The sequence below is a fragment of the Anaerophaga thermohalophila str. Valhall genome, from assembly GCF_000250735.1.
GTDB classification, from domain to species: Bacteria; Bacteroidota; Bacteroidia; order Bacteroidales; family Marinilabiliaceae; genus Anaerophaga; species Anaerophaga thermohalophila_A.
In genome coordinates this window covers 1-990 of sequence record NZ_AHZV01000271.1, presented here as the reverse complement: position 1 = coordinate 990, position 990 = coordinate 1, and the positions used below count along the sequence as shown (strand labels likewise).

The window sequence follows — 990 nt, the reverse complement described above, 5'->3', positions numbered from 1 at the left end:
CAGCCAACAGCTCTCTATACCACGGACTATTGAAAAAGCCGCCCAAAGTGGTTAACTTTAAATCGAAGCACTAAAAACGAGTGTCACCAAATAAAAAATCTGGCAAAATGGAACTTTCGAATCTCTCACAACACCTTTTTTGGGATATAGACAAAAACAAATTAGATAGAGAAAAACATAAAACGCTGATTATTGAAAGAGTAATGAACAGAGGAAATTTAAGGGACTTAAATATCCTGCTTCAAATCTACGGTATGGAAGCCATAAAACGAGAAATAGTAAATGTCGGGTATTTAGATAAAAAAACCCTTAACTGGGCAGCTTTGTTTTTCAATTTAAAAAAATCCGATTTTAAATGTTACACAAAAATACAATCCAACCAGGTACATTGGAACTTCTGATCAAACTGCAATCAGACGAGATATTAAACAATTTTTTCTTGCCGGTGGCACCTCACTTGCCTTACAGATAGGCCACCGTCAATCCGTTGATCTGGATTTATTCACAACAGACGATTTTGATGTCAATTTTCTACTTGAATTTTTGGAAGCTAACTATAACTTCCATTCTGATTTTACGGCCAATAACACGTTAAAAGGTTTTATTGATTCGGTAAAAATAGATTTTATCAGCCATAAATACCCTTTAGTAAACAATATCCGCAATATTGAAAGCATAAAACTCTATTCTATAGAAGATATAGCTGCAATGAAACTAAATGTCATTGCAGGAAACGGGACACGCTCTAAAGATTTTATTGATCTCTATTTTCTTCTAAAAGAATATTCCGTTCAACAATTGCTGAACTTCTATTCAGCAAAATACAAAACAAGAAATACCTTCCATGTTGTAAAGAGTATGGTATATTTTGATGATATATCATTACAAGACTGGCCGGTTATGGTACTTGAAAAAAATCTAAACCTGGAAAAGCTAAAAAAATCAATTGAGAAAAAAGTCAAAGAATGGAAAATGGGGCTATAATTTCAG

The 990-nt window shown here is 33.2% G+C and carries 2 protein-coding genes and 1 pseudogene; all 3 read left to right on the top strand.

All coding sequences use genetic code 11. The annotated features are described in order from the left end of the window. Window positions 1–107 precede the first annotated feature (107 nt). The 3 genes and pseudogenes from OQ5_RS0114475 to OQ5_RS21220 all read left to right on the top strand — a co-directional run bounded on the left by OQ5_RS0114475 (window position 108) and on the right by OQ5_RS21220 (window position 984). The gene (locus OQ5_RS0114475; RefSeq protein WP_016778176.1) at window positions 108–401 is read left to right on the top strand and encodes a DUF6922 domain-containing protein; all 294 of its coding nucleotides are present in this window, start codon (window positions 108–110) and stop codon (window positions 399–401) included. Next, window positions 349–540, top strand: a pseudogene (locus OQ5_RS25325) (nucleotidyl transferase AbiEii/AbiGii toxin family protein); the annotation flags it as partial. The gene OQ5_RS0114475 and the pseudogene OQ5_RS25325, both read left to right, overlap by 53 nt. 3 nt (window positions 541–543) lie before the next feature. Beyond that, window positions 544–984, top strand: a complete 441-nt coding sequence (locus OQ5_RS21220; protein WP_016778175.1) for a nucleotidyl transferase AbiEii/AbiGii toxin family protein — start codon at window positions 544–546, stop codon at window positions 982–984. Window positions 985–990 lie beyond the last annotated feature (6 nt).

Excerpts from the sequence above, each read along its gene's own strand:
- OQ5_RS0114475 (WP_016778176.1), top strand. The coding sequence starts at position 108 with ATGGAACTTTCGAATCTCTCACAACACCTTTTTTGGGATATAGACAAA.